Annotated in this window: 13 protein-coding genes and 1 pseudogene; 2 read left to right on the forward strand and 12 right to left on the reverse strand. The window is 73.7% G+C overall.

The features are described from left to right. Nucleotides 1-5 precede the first annotated feature (5 nt). From kdpF to crcB (OG309_RS13025), 4 genes and pseudogenes are all read right to left on the reverse strand, one after another. Nucleotides 6-95, reverse strand: a complete 90-nt coding sequence (gene kdpF, locus OG309_RS13010; RefSeq protein ID WP_329420707.1) for a K(+)-transporting ATPase subunit F — start codon at nucleotides 93-95, stop codon at nucleotides 6-8. Between the two features lie 245 nt (nucleotides 96-340). After that, entirely contained in the window at nucleotides 341-691 is a 351-nt protein-coding gene (gene crcB / locus OG309_RS13015) for a fluoride efflux transporter CrcB (RefSeq protein WP_329420709.1), read from the reverse strand. Nucleotides 692-864: 173 nt separating this feature from the next. After that, nucleotides 865-1,188, reverse strand: a pseudogene (locus OG309_RS13020) (DUF190 domain-containing protein); the annotation flags it as partial. Next, nucleotides 1,185-1,607 carry a fluoride efflux transporter CrcB gene (gene crcB / locus OG309_RS13025; RefSeq protein WP_329420711.1) on the reverse strand — a complete coding sequence of 141 codons (423 nt, stop codon included), beginning with the start codon at nucleotides 1,605-1,607 and terminating at the stop codon, nucleotides 1,185-1,187. The gene crcB (OG309_RS13025) and the pseudogene OG309_RS13020, both read right to left, overlap by 4 nt. 352 nt (nucleotides 1,608-1,959) lie before the next feature. On the opposite strand from crcB (OG309_RS13025), the gene OG309_RS13030 reads away from it, so the two are divergent. Continuing rightward, nucleotides 1,960-3,186: an IS701 family transposase gene (locus tag OG309_RS13030; RefSeq protein WP_329420712.1), complete on the forward strand. Its 1,227-nt coding sequence runs from the start codon at nucleotides 1,960-1,962 to the stop codon at nucleotides 3,184-3,186. A 245-nt stretch (nucleotides 3,187-3,431) separates the two neighbouring features. Here OG309_RS13030 and OG309_RS13035 read toward each other — a convergent pair whose 3' ends face one another. The 5 genes from OG309_RS13035 to OG309_RS13055 all read right to left on the reverse strand — a co-directional run bounded on the left by OG309_RS13035 (nucleotide 3,432) and on the right by OG309_RS13055 (nucleotide 9,874). Further along, nucleotides 3,432-5,468: a helix-turn-helix domain-containing protein gene (locus OG309_RS13035; protein ID WP_329420714.1), complete on the reverse strand. Its 2,037-nt coding sequence runs from the start codon at nucleotides 5,466-5,468 to the stop codon at nucleotides 3,432-3,434. Between the two features lie 182 nt (nucleotides 5,469-5,650). Further along, on the reverse strand, nucleotides 5,651-6,538 hold the full coding sequence (locus tag OG309_RS13040; protein WP_329420716.1) for an AfsR/SARP family transcriptional regulator: 888 nt from the start codon (nucleotides 6,536-6,538) through the stop codon (nucleotides 5,651-5,653). 304 nt (nucleotides 6,539-6,842) lie between these two features. After that, on the reverse strand, nucleotides 6,843-7,490 hold the full coding sequence (locus tag OG309_RS13045) for a ScbR family autoregulator-binding transcription factor (protein ID WP_329420717.1): 648 nt from the start codon (nucleotides 7,488-7,490) through the stop codon (nucleotides 6,843-6,845). A 311-nt stretch (nucleotides 7,491-7,801) separates the two neighbouring features. Continuing rightward, nucleotides 7,802-8,272: an anthrone oxygenase family protein gene (locus OG309_RS13050; protein ID WP_329420718.1), complete on the reverse strand. Its 471-nt coding sequence runs from the start codon at nucleotides 8,270-8,272 to the stop codon at nucleotides 7,802-7,804. Between the two features lie 87 nt (nucleotides 8,273-8,359). Beyond that, entirely contained in the window at nucleotides 8,360-9,874 is a 1,515-nt protein-coding gene (locus OG309_RS13055; RefSeq protein ID WP_402544249.1) for a vWA domain-containing protein, read from the reverse strand. Between the two features lie 227 nt (nucleotides 9,875-10,101). Here OG309_RS13055 and OG309_RS13060 point away from each other — a divergent pair, with 227 nt between their 5' ends. Then, nucleotides 10,102-10,812 carry a helix-turn-helix transcriptional regulator gene (locus OG309_RS13060; protein WP_329420720.1) on the forward strand — a complete coding sequence of 237 codons (711 nt, stop codon included), beginning with the start codon at nucleotides 10,102-10,104 and terminating at the stop codon, nucleotides 10,810-10,812. A 17-nt stretch (nucleotides 10,813-10,829) separates the two neighbouring features. Here the strand turns inward: OG309_RS13060 and OG309_RS13065 are convergent, their stop codons facing one another. From OG309_RS13065 to OG309_RS13075, 3 genes are all read right to left on the reverse strand, one after another. Further along, nucleotides 10,830-11,678: an ABC transporter permease gene (locus tag OG309_RS13065; RefSeq protein ID WP_329420721.1), complete on the reverse strand. Its 849-nt coding sequence runs from the start codon at nucleotides 11,676-11,678 to the stop codon at nucleotides 10,830-10,832. Continuing rightward, the gene (locus tag OG309_RS13070) at nucleotides 11,675-14,380 is read right to left on the reverse strand and encodes an alpha/beta fold hydrolase (RefSeq protein WP_329420722.1); all 2,706 of its coding nucleotides are present in this window, start codon (nucleotides 14,378-14,380) and stop codon (nucleotides 11,675-11,677) included. The genes OG309_RS13065 and OG309_RS13070 overlap by 4 nt, the downstream gene beginning before the upstream one ends. Before the next feature lie 150 nt (nucleotides 14,381-14,530). Next, on the reverse strand, nucleotides 14,531-15,139 hold the full coding sequence (locus tag OG309_RS13075; protein ID WP_329420724.1) for a DUF4291 domain-containing protein: 609 nt from the start codon (nucleotides 15,137-15,139) through the stop codon (nucleotides 14,531-14,533). Nucleotides 15,140-15,167: the final 28 nt, after the last annotated feature.

Consider the following 15,167-nt stretch of genomic DNA (forward strand, 5'->3'; position numbering starts at 1 on the left):
GGGGCTCAGAACCTCTCCGGCTTGACGAGGGCGAGGACCAGATACCCCAGGAGGGCGACGGCGACGATGAGGCCGACGACGTTCTCGGCACTCACAGCTTCGCCACCCCCTTGGCGATGAAGGCCACCACTGCGAAGACCGCGAGCGTGGTGACCACGAAGGCCAGGTCGGCCATCGTGAGCTCCTGACGGAGAGAGCGGATGTTGCTGACCTGCCGAGCAAACCTCTTTTCGGACAGGTCACAGCCGCCGTTGACGGGCCCCTAACGCCGCCGGGGGTGCTCTTGACGCATCCTCTACGCGACTTCCGGCCGGGCCCTGCGCATCGCGCTCGGCGCCGGTCAGCGCGCGGCGAGCTCCACGCCCAGCCAGGCTGCGCCGAGCCCGGCGGCGATGCTCCCGAGGACGTTGGCCACCGCGTAGAACCGGGCGCCCGACTCGTACAGCTTCACCGTCTCGTACGAGAAGGTCGAGTACGTCGTGAGCGCCCCGCACAGGCCCGTGCCGAGGAGCAGTCCCATGCGGGCGGACGCGACGCCGGCGAGGAGACCCAGGATGAGGGAGCCGACGACGTTGACGGCGAAGGTCCCCCAGGGGAAGACCGAGTCGTGACGGGCCTGGACGGCGCGGTCGGTGAGGTAGCGCAGGGGCGCGCCGACGGTGGCGCCCAGGACGACGAGCAGCCAGTTCACTCGCGCGGCTCCCGGGACGCCGAGTCGGAGTCGCAGTCGGAGTCGGCTTCGGGCTCGCGCCCGGGCTCGCGCTCGCGCTCAGGCTCGGGCTCGGGCTCGGGCTCGGGCTCGGGCTCGGGCTCGGGCAGCGGCTCCGGCGCACTGCCGGTCCCGGCCCCTCCCGTGCCGCTCGCGAAGTGCACGACCTCGCAGGCCTCCAGGAACACCAGGTCGTCCGAGACCAGCTCCTCCAGCCGCGGCAGGAAGCCCCGTACCCGTTCCTCGGTGTCCACGATCAGGACCGCCACCGGCAGGTCGTCGCCGAGCGAGAGGAGCCGGGTGGTGTGGACGAGGGAGGCGCCGCCGAAGCCCTCGATGCCGCGGAAGACGGAGGCGCCCGCGAGTCCGGCCTCGTGCGCTCGGTGGACGATCTCGCTGTAGAGCGGCCGGTGGTGCCAGGTGTCGCGTTCGCCGACGAGGACCGTCAGGCGCAGGGCGGGGCCCGCGAGCCGGGTCATCGCTGCCTCCCCGCCGGTACGACGCGGGCGGCGGCCCGGGCCGCGGTGACGCCCGCCCACACCGCGGCGAGCGCGGTCAGCGCGGTCGCGGCCATGTACAGCAGCCCGCGCGTGATGTCCCCGGCGGCCAGCAGGCGCTGGGTGTCCAGGGAGTAGGTGGAGAAGGTGGTGAAGCCACCGCAGACTCCGGTGCCGAGGAAGGGGCGCAGGAGCGGGTGCGGCGGGGTGAGGCTCTCGGTGGCGAACACCATGATCACGCCGAGGAGCGCGCAGCCGGCCGCGTTGACGGTGAGGATCGTCCAGGGAAACGCACCGGCCGGTGTCGGCCAGGCGAGCGTCGCCGCGTACCGGGCGGAGGCACCGAGCGCGCCGCCCGCGGCAACCACGCCGACGACCGGAAGCTGCGCGCGGAATCCCATGGGACCAGGTTAGGCGCTGAGGGCGCATGGACCCGGATGCGGGCGCGTCCGCGCAGCTCACGGCGGGTACGCAGGTCTGCGGATGAAGCGAGGCGCACAGGCACGGTCCCCGGCCTGGGGCATTAACCGGAGCCCGGCCCGTGCAGCCTCGGAAGTGATGGTCCGGGCCAGGCCGCGCACGGGTCAAAGGCGGTCCGGCGAGTCTGTCAGATCCCCCCGCGGGGTATGGCGGTGGTCCGGCCACCATCCGGCGGCCCAGACGGGTGCCGGGTACACCTCGTCCTGGCGGCGCCGAACCGCGACCTTTGAGGGGCAGCTGGAGGGAGCTGCGCAACCGTCGGTCAGGAGTGTCGTGAGTACATCCGTCGCAACCAGGTTCAGGACCGTCACCGCGCCCCGGGACGCGGCGGACGAGGACGTCTACGGCGAGTTGTGCGCCGCGCTCTTCTCCGCCTTCCCGCGCCGCGACCAGCGGATCAAGGCCGAGCAGTATCTGCGCGGGCTGCTGACCGCGCAGGGCCGCAAGTCCATCCGCAACATCGCCGCCCAGATCGGCGGACCGGCCGCGGAGCAGAGCCTGCACCACTTCATCTCCAGCTCCACGTGGGACTGGCGGCCGATGCGGGCCGAGCTGGCCCGGTTCCTGCAGCAGAACAACGGGCCGCAGGCATGGGTGGTGCGCCCGATGCCGATACCGAAGGCCGGCGACCACTCGGTCGGTGTCGACCGCCGCTTCGATCCGGAGCGCGGCCAGGTCTTCCGCGGACAGCAGGCCTTCGGAGTGTGGTTCGCCTCCGAGGAGCTGAGCGTCCCCGTCAACTGGCGTCTCTTCCTGCCGGACCCCTGGGTCAAGGACCGCACGCGGCGCGACCGTGCGGAGGTACCCGAGGGTGCGGCGGAGGAGACGCTGGAGGAGTGCGCGGTCAACGCGGCGCTCGACACAGCCCGCTGGCCGGAGGTGACCCGCAAGCCGCTGCTGCTCGACATCCGCGGCGGTGCGGGCCGGGCGGCCCTGCACCGGCTCGCCGTGGCCGGCGTGCCGGTGGTGGCCCGGATCGGCACCGGCTGCCGGCTGACCGTCGCGGACCGCTCGCTGCCCGGCTTCGGCGCGGGCCCGCTGACGGCGCAGCAGATCCTCGAGTCCCTCAAGGGGCTGCGGCGCCCGGTGAGCTGGGTGGACTCGGCGGCCGGGGTGCGCACCTCCCGGACCTCGCTCGCGACAGCGGTACGGGTCACGCTGCCCGTGCCGGCCGGGGAGCGGCAGCGCCCGCTGCTGCTGCTCGGCGAGTGGGACGACCCGCGGCGGGCCCCGGCCCGGCTGTGGATCACGGACCTGACCGGCTCGGCGGTCGGCCCGCTGCTGCGGCTGACGAAGCTGTCGCGCCGGGTGGAGCGGGACTTCCGCGCGGTCGGCGAGGGCGCGGGCCTGCGGGACTTCGTGGGCCGCTCGTTCCGCGGCTGGCACCGCCACATCACGCTCGCCTCCGCCGCCCACGCGGCGACCGTCCTCGCCCCCGGCTGGAACACGGCCGCCGCACCGACGGCGTACGGGCAGGTGCAGGGCCGCTCGGCGGGCTGACGGCGCGGGCCCGGGCGACTGCCCGGGCCCCGACGGCCGTCCGCCTCCCCGTCCGGCCGACCGCCTCCCCGTCCGGCGGCCCGGCACCCCGGGCGCGGGTCACCGGGCGGGGTGCGTTCCTCCGGGTCACCGGGCAGGGCGTCACGCGCCCCCGGCGCCACGGCCTCGGCACCACGCTCCCGCGCCGCGGCCTCGGCGTCACACCCCGGCCTCACGGCCTCGGCGCCACGCCCTCGGCCTCGTCCTCACGCCCCCGGCCGCTCACAGGACGGGGTCGTGCCGCGGGTGTCGCGGAGGTCGGCGCGCTGGCGGGCCAGGACGTCGCGGGTGCGCTGGAGGCGCAGCGCGAGTTGGACCTCCAGGACGTGGCCGGGTTTCTGCCACTCCGCGCCGAGGAGTTCGCCGATCCGTTCCAGGCGGCGCGAGACGGTGTTGGGGTGCACGTGCAGTGCCTCGGCCGCGTTGGTGGGGCTGCCTCCGGAGGCGAAGTACGCCTCCAGGGTGCGGGTCAGATCGGTGAACCGTTCGGCGTCGTAGTCGAGCACGGGCCCGATCGCCGACTCGATGAACCCGTCCACGTCGTGGTCGTCCGAGAGCAGCAGCCCGAGGAACCCCAGGTCCTGCACGGACGCCGCCGCACCCGAACCGCCCAGTGCGCCCATCGCGTCCAGGCAGCGCATGGCCTCCAGATAGAGCCGGCTCACGCTGTCCGGGCTCCAGCCGGGACCGGCCGCGCCCACCGAGACGGGGTGGCCGAGCAGCGGGGAGAGTTCGCCCGAGACGGCCTTCGCGGCGGCCGAGGCGTCCACGCCGGGCAGCAGCAGCACGATCGCACCGCCGTGCACGGTCTTCAGGCCGGACATGCGGTACGCGTACGAGGAGGCCCACACGACCGCGCGCCCCTGCTCGCCGCCCTCCGGGCGGGCCACCACGACGACGTGCGGCTTGCGCAGGTCGAGGCCGAGACGGCGGGCGCGCTGGGCGATCTGCTGCGGGGCGTGCTGCGGCTCGGAGAGCAGGTCGTCGAGGAGTTCGTCGCGGACGGGGCCCTCGGCGACGGCGGTGGAGCGCTGCATCAGGAGCAGGAACGCGACGGACTGGGCGGCGAGTTCGAGGAGTCGTTCGTCCTCGCCGGTGAGCGGGGTGGCGGCGCGGACGACGAGGACGCCGAGGTCCTCGGAGCCGGCGAGGACCGGTGCGACCCAGGTCTGGTCGCCGGCGCCGTCGAGGTGGCCGCGGTCCCCGGGCGGTCCCGGCGGTCCCGGTTCGCCCGCGGTGAGGACGGGGCGGCGGCCCGCGTGGGCGTCGAGCGACGCCTTGGCGACGGCGTCCTCGTCGAGGCCGGGCAGCTCCCCGGCCTGGACGAGGGTGCGCCCTCCGGGGTCGCGGACGAGGACCGCCCCGTCGAGGGCGTCACCGGCGGCGGTGGCGACGTTGCGCAGGTCGCCACCGGCCAGGATCAGGTTCATGATGCGGCTGTGCGCCTCGCCGATGTAGCGCATGCGGGTGAGGCGGGTGCGGGCGCGGGAGCTGTCCCGTTCGAGCTCGGTGACCTCGGCCCTGGTCTGGTCGAGGAGCCCGGACTTCTCGGTGGCGACGGCGGCGAGGTCGGCGAGCGCGGCGACGAGGGCGATCTCGTCGGCCGTGTACCGGCGGGTGCTGCGGTCGGCCCCGTAGAGCACGCCGAGGGTGGAGTCGCCGGTGCGCAGCGGCACGGCGAGGACGCCCCGGAGGCCTTCGGCCCGTACGAGGTCGTCTATGGCGGCGGAGTGCGCGAAACGCGGGTCGGCGAGGTAGTCCTCGGTCCAGGCGGGCTCGCCGAGCGCGTGCACCAGGCCGCCGAGTCCGTCCCCTTCGAAGAGGGTGGGACAGCCGGCCGGGTCGAGTGCGGTGAGGGCGCCTTCGGCGCTGTGCAGGAGGCGGCCGCCGTGCGGACCGCGCAGGGTGACGCAGGCCAGGTCGAGGCCGAGGACGCGCTTGGCGCGGCGGGTGACGACCCGCAGCAGGCCGTCCAGGTCGTACGGGAGGGTCAGGTCCCGCGTGGTGTCGAGGAGGGCGGCGAGTCCTTCCTCGCGCTGCTCGCGGCGGGCGAGGGAGCAGCTGACGCCGGTGGCGAGGTGAACGGCCTTTTCCAGGGCGCGGAGTTCACTCTCGGGGAGGCCTGCCACCCTTGCCTGGTCGAGCAGTTCGGCGAACCGGCCCGGTGGGGCCTGTCGGGCCAGCAGCTCCAGGACGGTGAGCGCGTCGGCGCCCCCGCCTCCGTCCGCGCTGTCGTAGGACATGCCTCAACTCCCTCCGCTGGCCGAAAGTAATTCGGTCGTCGACGTCGGTCAACGGTGAGATCGACCACTTCATTCCCCTTTGGGTCCGACAGCACGTCACAGGCCTGCCGGACGCCTGTCGGACGTCTGCCCGACTCCGTCGGAGTGCCGCCGGACGCCCGTCGGACTCCACCGGAAGCCCGTCAGGCCAGGCTCGCCGCCATGCCGGCCACGGCCGCAACGGGCCGCAGCCACAGGCCGCTCGCCTGGGTCGGGACGCGGGGCAGCCCGGCGTCCCGCACGGTCAGCACGGAGCGGTGCAGCCGGCGGAGCCGCGCCGAGGGCTCCCGGCCGCCGTCCCGCTGGAGGCCGACGCAGAGTCGGCGGTAGGCCTCCAGGGCGTCGTCGGCGCGCCCGGAGCGCAGCAGGGCGACCATGAACTGGCCGTGCAGCGACTCGTTGACGGGGTGCCGGGCGGCGAGGACGGCGAGTTCGGGGACCATCTCGACGTGCCGGCCGAGCCCGAGCTGCGCCTCGACCCACTGGTCGAGCACGCTGAGCCGGGAGGCTTCGAGCCGCTCGGTCTCCGCGCGGAGCCGGGGGCCCGCGTCGACGCCCGCGTACGGTTCGCCGCGCCACAGGGCGAGGGCTTCGCCGAGGCGGAGCGCGGCGCGCGGGAGGTCACCGGCCTCCATGGCGCGGTATCCGGCTCCTGCCGCGCGCTCGAACTGCCAGACGTCGTGGGAGCCGCCGCCGGTGTCGAGGCGGTAGCCGCCGGACTGCGCGGCGAGGACGGTCTCGGCGGTGCGCCCGTCGGCGTCCTCGCCCGCCCGGTCGCCGACGGCGGTCAGGCCCTCCGTGAGCGCGGCGGCGATGAGCGCCCGCAGCCCGAGGACGTGCGAGTGGAGCTCGACCCGGGCGCCGCGCGGCGCGCCGGACGGCCACACCTCCTCCATGAGGACGGTGACCGGAACGACCTGATCGGCACTGGCGGCGAGCAGGGCGAGCAGTTGTCGTGGCGCGGCGGCGGTCGGGGTGATCGACACCCCGTTCTCGCGTACCGACAGCCCTCCCAGGATCCGGACGTCCACTTTGCCCCCTCAGCGTCTGTGCACGGGATGACCCTCGATGATTAGAAAAGAGACCGCGATGCATGTCAATAAGAAACCGGACGGTATGGAATCGCCGGACCCCGAGGGCGGCGTTTTCGTCCCTTTTCTACCGATCCGCCCTCATCAACGCGACATCAAGGGCCGACGAAACGTACTCGCGAATCCAGATACTGGACCCACGGGTATGATTTGGGGATCGTTTTCAGGCAGCCGTGCAGGTGTCATCCGGCCAGCATCTCAAAGAAACCGCCATGGCGGTTTGATTTAACGTGTCGAAGACACCCTAGGGGCGCTCGTCCGGCACTCCGAGTGCCCGCGCACCCCGGCCGGGCTCCAGGTCGAGCATGGTCAGCACGGAGGGGACGACGATGCTGGGCAGGAGATGGTGGTAGAGCGCCGAGGCCCATCGCTCCATCGACGAGCGGTGCCCTTCGAGCGCGTGCGACATCAGATTCAGCCCCGCGTAGGAGCCGACGACCAGCGGGGCGACCTCCTCGGGATCGGCGTGCGGAAGCAGCTCGCCGCCCTCCTTCGCCGCGTTGAGCAGCCGCAGGTTGATCTCGGTCCACTCCCGGTAGGGGCCGCTCCGGTTGAGCTCGTGCCCGCCCTGGTCGAGAGTGAGCCGCACACTGCCGCTCAGCACCCGGTCGCAGGTCAGCCGGTGCGCGAACACCATGCCGACGTCGACGAACTCCTGCACCTTGGAGATCTGCGGCGGTGCCGTGGGCACGACCGACACCTGGGCGTCGATCACCGCGTGCGCGAGGTCTTCCTTGGAGTCGAAGTGGAAGTAGAGCGCACCCTTGGTCACCTGGGCGAGCTGGAGGATGTCGGAGAGCTTGGCGGCCTCGTAGCCCCGCTCGTCGAAGACGGCGGCGGCCGCTTCCAGGATCGCCTGACGGGTGCGGATCGCCCGATCCTGCTTCGCCATGGGAGTCACGTCCCTCTCATCGCCCGAACCGGCATCCCGGTGGCCCGAGAAAACAAACCTGGGGGTACCAATTTTCCGGCAGCAGGAAGATACCCGAAGCCTTGTTCGCAGTGAACCCAACCATCTCACGTATTGGACAGAAGCCGCTCCCACCTGCGAGGACGCCCGCACGGGCGGGGCACAGAACGTCAGGTCGCCCCAATCCCCGCACCGCCGCGCGCCCCTGACGCCCTTTCACCGTCACTCAGGGCGACGAAAAAACAGACCTTTCGGTCCGCGATCGACGGGTGGCATCGGCCGACGGCCTCGCCTCAGCCGATGACGGCGGACCCGGTGAGCAGTCCGAAGGACCCGAGCACGAACAGCGTGCGCACCCGGTGGAAACCGTTCCAGCGCTTCTCGAAGGCCGCCCGCACGTCACCCGCCGGCTCACCGCCCGACCCGGAGGCCGCCAAGGCGGAGTTGAGCGGGATGTTGCCGCCGACGGTGACCAGGTGGTTGGCCACGGCACACACGGCTCCGGCCAGGACCAGCCACTTCTGGGTGTCGGTCCGCCCGTCGACGGGGACGAACAGGGCGGCCGCGGGGAAGACCGCGACCCCCAGGAAGACGAGGAGGAACACCGGCCGCGGCACGTACTCGTTGATCCGCCGCATGGCCCGGACGAACTCCTCGTCGGGGAGCCGGGCGAGGGCGGGCATGACGCCGGTCTGGAAGATCAGCATGAATCCGGCGTAGAGCCCGGTGGAGACGACGGCGAGGGCGAGCATCAGGGCGGCCATGGGGCCATGATGGCGGACCGGCAGGGGGTACGGGAGGTGCGGGAGGGCGCAGAGTACACCCCCTGCGCCTCCCGCCACCACCCGGGATCAGCGGGCGTACGGATCCCCGCCCTCGGTCCCGCCCTCGGTCCCCTTCTCGTCCCCGCCCCGGGATCCGGCTCCCAGCGAGTCCGCCTGACGGATCGCCCGGGCGAGCTCCTGTACGGACGCCGAACGGGCCCGCTCGGCGAGCGCTTCCGCGCGGGAGGCGAGCCGCGGGAGGGCGGGAGCGCCCGGCAGCCGGCCACCGCGCAGCCGGTCGGCGAAGTAGGCGGCGATCGCGGTCAGTTGCAGGCTGTCGTGCCCGGCCCCCCACAGGGGTGCGGTGAGAGCGGCGGAGTCCACCGCGCCGGAGCGCTCGTGCGGGGCGCGGGTGACGGGGTCGAGCCAGCGGACGGTGGCGGTGGCGACCCGCCCGCTCCTCCCGGGCCTGAGCCTGACCGAGTACAGCGCGGTGACGGTGTGCCCGGCGCCGATCTCGCCGCCGTCGACGCGGTCGTCGCGGAAGTCCTCGTCGGCGACCTTGCGGTCGTCGTAGCCGACGAGCCGGAAGCTCTCGACGGTCTTCGGGTCGAAGGCGACCTGCGCCTTGGCGTCGCGGGCGCGCAGCTCGATGTGGCCGGGGAGCTGGTCGACGAAGACCTTGCGGGCCTGCTCGGGGGTGGCGACGTACGTGGTGTGCCCGTCCCCCTTGTCGGCGAGCCGCTCCATGAACGCGTCCCCGTACTCGCTCCCCACGCCGACCCCGAACAGGGTGATCCCGTGCTCCCGGCGCTCCTCGTCGATCCGCTCCAGGATCCCGTCGGCGTCGGTGTCACCGGTGTTGGCGAGGGCGTCGGAGAGCAGCACCACCCGGTTGGTGGCGCCCTTGCGGTGTCCTTCGACGGCGACGTCGTACCCGGTGCGGACACCGGCCTCGACGTTGGTCGAGGAGGACGTCTCCAGGGAGTCGACGGCCTCGCGGATGCGCTCGCGCGCGCCGCCGACCCGGGTCATGGGCAGCTCGGTCTCCGCCTCCGCGCTGAAGGTGACGAGGGCGATCGCGTCGTCGTCCCGGAGCCGGCCGACGAGCAGCCCGAGCGACTCCTTGACCAGGTCGAGCCGGCCGGGCTCGTCCATGGAGCCGGAGACGTCGACGACGAACGTGAGGGCGGCGGGAGGGCGTTCGACGTCACTCGCGCGGGTGGCGAGGCCGACACGGACGAGTGACCACCCGTCGGCGTCGGAGCGGGCACCGTCGAGGGTGACGCTGAAGCCGTTGTCCTTGGGGCGCGGGTAGTCGGGCCGGAAGCTGTTGACGAACTCCTCGGGCCGTACGCCCTTCGGTTCGGGCAGCCGTCCCTCGCCGAGCGTGCGGCGGGCGTAGCCGTAGGAGGCGGTGTCCACGTCGAGCGCGAAGGTGGAGAGCCCTGGCGCGGGTGCGGCACGGTCGGGCACGGGACGGTCGGGCGCGGCGTTGTCGCCCCGCGCGTGCGTGGTGCCGCCGTCCGACCCTCCGGAGCACCCGGCGAGCAGCAACACCCCGGCGAGCGCCCCTGCTGCGATTCTCCGCCTCATGACCATCTCCCCCTCGCATAGCCCCACTTGGCCGTGGGACGTCCTGTGAATGTGACGTCCGAGCCGGTGCGAAGGAGCAGACGAAGGAGTTGCGGAAGGATCTCAATGCGGCAACGGCGCCTGGGGCACACCGCAGTGGCAGGGACTCGCCACCTTTGTCAACAGGGGTTGTCACCGTACGCAGTCACGTGCGTACATGGAGTGGCACACCGAACGGGCGGGGGTGGTCAGCGGTGACAGAGACTGCGGGCTCCGTGATGCTCGCCCGCTCGGCGATGGGCCGGGCCGGTCCCGAGCTCCAGCGTCCTCCCGGGCGCCCGGTCCGCGGCACCCGCCGGGTCAGCGCGGCGTTGGCAGGCCTGGCCGCCTCGGCCCGGCACGAGCTGCTGACCTTCGACGACCCGGCCGCCTCCGCGTCGCGTGCGATCCCCGAGCCGTTCCTGGAGCTGGCAGGAGCGTGCATGCGGGCGGCGGCGGAGCGGGCCGGCGAGGTGCGGCGCATCGTCCCGCGCCACGCCCTCCCCCAACTCGCGGGCGCCTTGCGCATCCCCGGCCGGGCCAGGGTCACCGACGCGATCCCCTTCAAGATGATCGTCGTCGACCGCACGGTCGCGGCCGTCCCCCTGGACCTGGAGCTCCACTACAACGGCCTCCTCCTGATCCGCGACCCCGTCGTCGTCCAGGCCCTGGTCCGCGCCCACCACACCTCCTGGGACGGCGGCCAGGACCTCACGGGCCTCACCGCCCCCACCCGCGACCTCCCCCCACAACTCCGCCCCGTCCTCGAAGCCCTCCTTTCCGGCCTCACCGACGAGGCCGCCGCCACCCGCCTCGGCATGTCCCCCCGCACGTACAGCCGCCGCGTGGGCGAACTGATGGCGGCCCTGGGCACGACGAGCCGCTTCCGCGCGGGGGCGGAAGCGGCTCGGAGGGGGTGGGTGTGAGGGAGGGCCGAGGGCGGCTACGACACGATGTCCTTCCGCGCGAACCCGCGGAACGCCAGGGCGAACAGCACCACCGCGTACGTCACCGAGATCGCCGTGCCCTTCACCATGCCCGACCACTCCAGTTGGGGCTGGAGCGCGTCCGCCCAGGCGAACTGCCAGTGGGCCGGGAGGAAGGCGCGCCAGTCGCCGAGGGCGGTGACGGCGTCGAGGACGTTGCCGATGATGGTGAGGCCGACGGCGCCGCCGACCGCGCCCAGGGGGGCGTCGGTGCGGGTGGAGAGCCAGAAGGCGAGGGCGGCCGTGACCAGTTGGGAGACGTAGACGAAGGCCGTCGCCAGGGCCAGGCGGACGAGGGCGTCGCCGGCGGGGAGGGCGCCGCCGGTGGGGAGCTTCAGGGGGCCCCAGCCGTAGGCCACCGTGCCGGCGGCGAGGGCCACCAGGGGCAGGAGGAGCATCGCCGCCGCGCTGAAGGCCAGGGCGACGGTGAGTTTCGACCAGAGGAGGCGGGCGCGGGGGACGGGGGCCGCCAGGAGGTAGCGGAGGGACGACCAGCCGGCCTCCGACGCGACCGTGTCGCCGCAGAACAGGGCGACCGGGATGACGAGGAGGAAGCCGGCGGAGACGAAGAGGCAGGTCGCCGCGAAGTTGGCGCCCGAGGCCGTCGCCGTGTCCATCAGGGTGATCCGGTTGTTCGCCGAGCCGTCCGGGCCGCCGCCGATCGCGAACGCCGCGATCAGGACGAAGGGCAGGGCGGCCAGGATCAGGGCCATCACCAGCGTGCGGCGGCGCTTCAACTGCCGCAGGGCCTCCACCCGCAGGGGCAGGGTGCGGCCGGGCGCGTAGCCGAGAGCGGCGGCGGTCATGCGGTCTCTCCGATCAGGGTCAGGAACGCGTCCTCAAGACGCCGGTGCGGACCCACGCCCGTCACCGGCACCTCCAGGCGGACGAGTTCGGCGATCAGCGCGGTGGCCGTCGTGGCGGCGTCCAGGCGTACGAGCAGGCCCGCGTCGGTCCGTACCGCACCCAGCTTCTCCACCACCGCGTCCGGGACCGGGCCGCCCAGCGTGACCAGGAGCGTGTCGTCGGAGCCGGTGATCTCCCGCACCGGGCCCGCCTGCACCAGGCCGCCGCGGTCCATCACCACGAGGTGGGTGCAGGACTGTTCGACCTCGGCGAGGAGGTGGCTGGAGACGATGACGGTCCGGCCGCCCGCCGCGTACCGGATCATCACCTCCCGCATCTCCCGGATCTGCGGCGGGTCGAGGCCGTTCGTCGGCTCGTCCAGGATCAGCAGGTCGGGCAGGCCCAGCATGGCCTGCGCGATGGCGAGGCGCTGCCGCATGCCCTGCGAGTAGGTGCGGACGGCGCGTTCGAGGGCGCCGCCCAGGTTGGCGATGCGCAGCGCCTCGCCGAGGTGCGCGTCCTCGGCGGGGCGGCCGGTCGCCTGCCAGTACAGCTCCAGGTTCTCGCGGCCCGACAGGTGCGGCAGGAAGCCCGCGCCCTCCACGAACGCGCCGACCCGCGAGAGCACCGGCGCACCCGGCCGGATCGCCTGGCCGAAGACCCGGATCTCGCCCTCGTCGGGCGTGATCAGGCCCATCAGCATGCGCAGGGTCGTCGTCTTGCCCGCGCCGTTGGGACCCAGCAGGCCCAGGACCTGGCCCTGTTCGACACGGAAGGACAGGTCGCGGACGCTGTACCGGTCGCCGCCCTTGTACTTCTTGGACAGGCCGGTGATCTGGAGCGGGACCTCGGCGAGCGCCGGGTCCGGGGCGGGCGGGGTGACCTTGCGGCGGGCCGTCAGGAGCAGCGCCGCCGCGGCGAGGACGCCCAGCAGCGGCAGGCCCCACACCCACCACGGCAGCCCCGCCGCCTGCGTCGTCACGCCCGGCGCCGTCGGCACCGTCAGGGCGCTCTCGACCCCGACCGTGTACGTGGCGGGAGCGGCGGGCGAGGCGTAGCCGAGGTCCGTCGCGGCGAGCACCAGGCGCAGCCGGTGGCCGGACGCCACCTCGTGGTCGACGGCGGGCAGCGTCAGGTCGACGGTCCGCCCGCGCCCGGCGTCCGCGACCCGTACCGGGGTCACGAGCTGGGCGGGCAGCACCTGCTGCCGCCCGTCCGGTCCCACGTCGTACACCTTGGCGAAGAGGACCGCCGAGCCGTCGGGGGCGGTCGACGTCACCCGGACCCTGACCGTCGGCGAGCCGGTGATCCGGACCGCACGGGTCTGCGGACGGGCGTCGAAGGCGGCGAACTGGCCGGGGAAGTCCACGGACAGGCCGACGCCGAGCGAGGAGAGCTGCGAGAGTCCGCCGCCGAGGCCCGGGACCGCGGAGATCGCGGGCGGATTCGCGCCCGCCGGGTTGGCGAAGGAACGCGCCGGGCCCGAGAGCGCCACCGGGACCTGTCCCGCCGCGAGTCCCGGGTACGTGTCGGCCGTCGCGCCGCGGAGGGTCGCGCGCCCGTCGGTGGAGTCGACGCCCCCGGTACGGCTCACCCGGAAGGCGGGGCCGGTCGCGGCCGAGGCGTCCCGCTTGAGGTGGCGGTCGAACCAGGCCGAGATCCGCGCCTCGACGCGGTCCGTCTCCCGGTCGCCGCCGTCGTGGCCGCCCGCCGTCCAGTCCACCGCGACCGGGGCGCCGTTCGCGGCGATGGTCCGGGCCATGGCGTCGGACTGGGCGAGGGTGAAGAGGGAGTCGGACTGGCCCTGGACGATCAGCGCGGGCACCTTGATGCGGGCGCCGACGGCCGACGGGCTGCGCGCCTCCAGGAGGGCGCGGGCGGCCGCGTCGGGCTTCCCGGCGACGGCGACACGCTGGTACAGGGCGCACACCTCGGGGCTGAAGCGTCCGCAGGCCGCGGTGCCTGGGCCTGTGCCGGTGCCGGTGCCGGTGCCGGTGCCAGTGCCGGTTCCGGTGCCCCCCTTGGGTTCCCCCGCGCCACCGGAGAAGAAGATCCCGGACCACAGCTTCTTGAACACGCCGTTCGGGAAGAGGGCGTCGGCGAGGTTCCAGTACGTGATCTGCGGCGCGATGGCGTCCACGCGCGGGTCGTACCCGGCGGCCAGCAGCGAGATCGCCCCGCCGTACGAGGCTCCGGTGACGCCGACGCGCGGGTCGCCCGCCTTGTCGAGCAGCACCTCGGGCCGGCCGGCCAGCCAGTCGACCAGCCCGCGGACGTCCTTGACCTCGCGCTCCGGGTCGTTCAGGCCGATCTGCCCGGTGGACCCGCCGAAGCCGCGCGCGGACCAGGTCAGCACCGCGTACCCGCCGCGGGCGAGCCGCTCGGCCTGCTCGCGGACGTCGTCCTTGGAGCCGCCGAAGCCGTGCCCGAGGAGGACGGCGGGGCGCCGGCCGGAGCCGCCCGCGGTGAAGTACGAGGTGTCGATCCGCACCCCGTCGAGGTCGAGCATCCGGTCCGCGCGCTGCACGGGCGGCGGGTCGTCGGAGGCGACGGCGGTCCATGTGCCGGCGCCTCCCACGAGCACGGCGAGGACGGTGGCGACCGCCGCCCACCTCGGCAGACCGGGTCGAGGAAGGCCCCTCCGGGGAAGTCGCAGCTGCATGGTGTCGAGCCTAGGCGGCCGGACGACTCCGGCTCGGCTGCCCCGGGGCGGAACTCCGCCGCCTCCTCAGGTCGTACGCGGCGCCCTCCGCGTACACCAACCGCGGTATGCGGGGGCTCGCGGACGGAGTGCGCCCCTCGGCCTCCGCCGCTACGCGACGATCCGCGCGAGCAGCCCGTCCCCCGCCGGGTACGCCCGTTCCTCCGGCAGCAGGCGTCCGGCCTCCTCCAGGTGTCCGTCGCGGACCAGCGCGTGGATCTCGTGGGCGAGCGGGGTGACGTCGCGGATGCCGACCGTCCACTCGTCCGCGTACCGGCGGGAGGCCTCCCCGGCGAGGCCGAGCTGGAGGGAGCGGTACGGGAGGGGAGCCAGGCGCAGGTCGCGTTCGGGGTCCCACTGGACGCGGGCCGGGGATGTCCTCAGCTCGCGCCGCCAGGTGTCGTGGTCGGGGTGGAAGCCGTGCACGTAGTGCGAGAGGCACGCGTGGCGCAGGGCCCATTCGAAGCCCTCGCGGGTGATCTCGACGGCGAGGACGGTCTCCTGGCTGTCCTTCAGGCCCCAGCCGCAGCGGTACATCATCCACAGGAACGAGGGCTTGATCCAGGTCATCCGTTCGCGCTTCCAGGCGTCGGGGAAGCGCCCGTCGCGGGCGGCCGGCAGGCCCAGGGACGGGCTGTAGGCCTGGTAGACGGTCACCGTGGTGTCGGTGTGGAGCGCGCGGATCGCGTGCTTCGGCGGGACGGGGAGGGATACGGACATGGCCCCCAGGATGCGTTCCCACGCACCC

The sequence above is a fragment of the Streptomyces sp. NBC_01268 genome (genome assembly GCF_036240795.1).
In the GTDB taxonomy this organism is placed as follows: domain Bacteria; phylum Actinomycetota; class Actinomycetes; order Streptomycetales; family Streptomycetaceae; genus Streptomyces.

Coding starts and splice junctions, on each gene's coding strand:
- crcB (WP_329420711.1), bottom strand. CDS start 1,607: ATGGGATTCCGCGCGCAGCTTCCGGTCGTCGGCGTGGTTGCCGCGGGC.
- OG309_RS13035 (WP_329420714.1), bottom strand. CDS start 5,468: ATGTCCTACGACAGCGCGGACGGAGGCGGGGGCGCCGACGCGCTCACC.
- OG309_RS13045 (WP_329420717.1), bottom strand. CDS start 7,490: ATGGCGAAGCAGGATCGGGCGATCCGCACCCGTCAGGCGATCCTGGAA.
- OG309_RS13050 (WP_329420718.1), bottom strand. CDS start 8,272: ATGGCCGCCCTGATGCTCGCCCTCGCCGTCGTCTCCACCGGGCTCTAC.
- OG309_RS13055 (WP_402544249.1), bottom strand. CDS start 9,874: ATGGTCATGAGGCGGAGAATCGCAGCAGGGGCGCTCGCCGGGGTGTTG.
- OG309_RS13065 (WP_329420721.1), bottom strand. CDS start 11,678: ATGACCGCCGCCGCTCTCGGCTACGCGCCCGGCCGCACCCTGCCCCTG.
- OG309_RS13070 (WP_329420722.1), bottom strand. CDS start 14,380: ATGCAGCTGCGACTTCCCCGGAGGGGCCTTCCTCGACCCGGTCTGCCG.
- OG309_RS13075 (WP_329420724.1), bottom strand. CDS start 15,139: ATGTCCGTATCCCTCCCCGTCCCGCCGAAGCACGCGATCCGCGCGCTC.